Here is a 2,307-nt window from a genome sequence, read left to right as displayed (position 1 = left end):
AGCCTGCGCTGTCCGCCGGTTCTGTGTGGAGTGCCTCAGGCCTGCAGATAGACCACCTGGGTCTGCAGGTACTCATTCAGGCCGTGGCGGCCATCTGCCCCGCCGATCCCCGACTTACGCCAGCCGGCGTGGAACCCCTGCATCGCCTCAAAGTTCTCACGGTTGATGTAGGTTTCGCCAAACTTCAGTCCCTTAATCGCTTTCATCGCCACGTTCAGATCGCGGGTATAGATTGAGGAGGTCAGGCCATAATCGCTGTCATTGGCCATCGCCAGCGCCTCATCGAGGGTCGAAAAGGCCACCACCGGCAGCACCGGACCGAAGGTTTCCTCATGGATAATGTCCATCTCCTGACGTACATCCAGCAGCAGGGTCGGCGGATAAAAATAGCCTTTGCCCTCCAGCGGCTGACCGCCCAGCGCCACCCGCGCCCCCTGCGCCACCGCCTTCGCCACTTTGCCCGCCACCTGGTCCCGCGCCGCCGCGTTGATCAGCGGCCCCATCGCGATGTCATCCCGCGTCGCCGGGTCGCCAAACTGCACGGCCTTCATCGCCTCACCGAGGCGGTTGACGAAGCGGTCGTAAATGCCCTGCTGAACATAGACCCGCTCGACGCAGTTACACACCTGCCCGGTGTTAATCACCCGCGAGTCCACTACCGCTTTCACCGCCAGCTCCAGATCCGCATCGTCCATCACAATGGCAGGCGCTTTGCCGCCGAGCTCGAGGCACACTTTGGTGATATTTTTCGCCGCAGCGGCCATAATTTTTTCTCCCGCCGCCACGCTGCCGGTCATGCTGACCATCGCCACCTTCGGATTGCCGGCCAGCTCCTGGCCAACGGTTTCTCCGCGGCCAAGCACAAGGTTAAAGACCCCTTTCGGCAACCCAACCTGATGGACAATCTCGGCAAAGGCGATGGCATTATTGGGCGTAAATTCGCTGGGCTTAATGACGATGGTATTTCCAGTGATCAGGGCCGGCGCCAGCTTGCGGGCGATAAGAAAGAATGGGAAGTTCCACGGCAGGATCCCGGTGGTCACCCCCAGCGCGCGTTTAAAGACAAGGATATTCTCCCCCGGGCGATCGCTCTGCACGATCTCACCTTCGTAACGGCGCGCCCATTCTGCCATATAGTCGAGATAATCCGCGGTGAACGCAACCTCCACCGCCGCCAGCTGCTGGATCTTGCCGCCTTCAGCGACAATCAGCCCGGCGATCTCGTCGGCACGCTGGCGGATACCGGCGGCAATTTTGCGCAGCCAGCCCGCACGCTCAATGGCCGGCAGCGCTTCCCAGCCGGGCTGGGCGCGCTCGGCGGCGTCAATCGCCAGCCGCGCCTCTTCGGCAGTCCCGTCCGGGATCCGCGACAGCAGCGCTTCGGTCGCCGGGTTAAGCACGTCGATCCAGCCGTCGCCGCGACCGGAAACGAACTGGCCATCAATATACATCGGGTGTTGAACGGGTGCTGTCATGGCTGCTCCTGTGGTGCATTTGTATTTAACAGGTGATTTTTTTGTTAAATATCGGGCGGATAAGCCGCTGTTCGGCAGCACATTGACGCAGTTCTGTGAGCTGATTCATAAAAACGGGCCAAAAATGCCCGCTTGAGGTTACATTTTAATAACACAAATTGCCCGTTTGCGACGAATCTGCCGTAAACGGGCATTTTTCAGCCGAGGGTGCGGGCCTGCAGCGCCCCGGCAAGCTGGGCGTCCTCCCGCAGCTGTCGCCAGGCGTCGAGGATCTCCGGCGGGAAGGTGACATGGCTGATGAAGTCTTTTCCCCGCGGACCGTACCCTTCAGGGGTATCCTGCAGGCGCGGCAGCTCGCCCAGCAGCAGCCCCAGGTAGCGGGTGACCGGCCAGAGCCCCGCTCCGCCGCCCGCGAACCCCAGTTGGCCATCGGTCTGCTCCAGCACCGGCGAGCAGCCGGGAAAGCTCAACCACTGCGGCGGCGTCGTCGCCCCCTGCCAGACGCGGGCGAAGGTAGCCATGGTTCGCCGCTGCATAGTCGGGTCCTGAATGACGATCCCGCGACGATGGGCGAGCCCCCGGCTCTCCAGCGTGGTCCGGGTAAAACGGGCGTTCTCACCGCAGTTGGTTGACTGGTCTTCCACCACCAGCCGCGAATGGGGGATGTGCCAGTAGTCATGAGCAATGTCGGCCAGAACATGCGCTTCCGGGCGGCCATCCACCGGCAACGTACGGTAACGGGGATCCTGGCGCACCGCCTCGTAGAGATAGCCCGTAGAATGTCCCACGCCGCCGCTGATCAGCAGCGGGACCGCCTGCGCCCCCCCCCCCC

General features: G+C 62.4%; 3 protein-coding genes. 1 reads left to right on the top strand and 2 read right to left on the bottom strand.

The genetic code is table 11. From position 1 onward, the window contains the following. Nucleotides 1–35 precede the first annotated feature (35 nt). Nucleotides 36–1,475 carry an aldehyde dehydrogenase gene (gene aldA, locus HMPREF9538_RS01705; protein ID WP_004151568.1) on the bottom strand — a complete coding sequence of 480 codons (1,440 nt, stop codon included), beginning with the start codon at nt 1,473–1,475 and terminating at the stop codon, nt 36–38. Between aldA and HMPREF9538_RS32515 the strand changes: the two genes are divergently transcribed. Further along, entirely contained in the window at nt 1,474–1,611 is a 138-nt protein-coding gene (locus HMPREF9538_RS32515) for a hypothetical protein (protein WP_004140057.1), read from the top strand. The genes aldA and HMPREF9538_RS32515 overlap by 2 nt on opposite strands. Before the next feature lie 61 nt (nt 1,612–1,672). Here the strand turns inward: HMPREF9538_RS32515 and HMPREF9538_RS01715 are convergent. Beyond that, nucleotides 1,673–2,307, bottom strand: a 635-nt coding sequence (locus HMPREF9538_RS01715) for a YdcF family protein (protein WP_009760661.1), incomplete at its 5' end; no start/stop codon positions are given.

Origin of the sequence: Klebsiella sp. MS 92-3 (assembly GCF_000195655.1) — a bacterium.
Lineage (GTDB): Bacteria > Pseudomonadota > Gammaproteobacteria > Enterobacterales > Enterobacteriaceae > Klebsiella > Klebsiella pneumoniae.
Note: the sequence above shows the minus strand (reverse complement) of the source record. Positions and strands in the feature narration are given on the sequence as shown.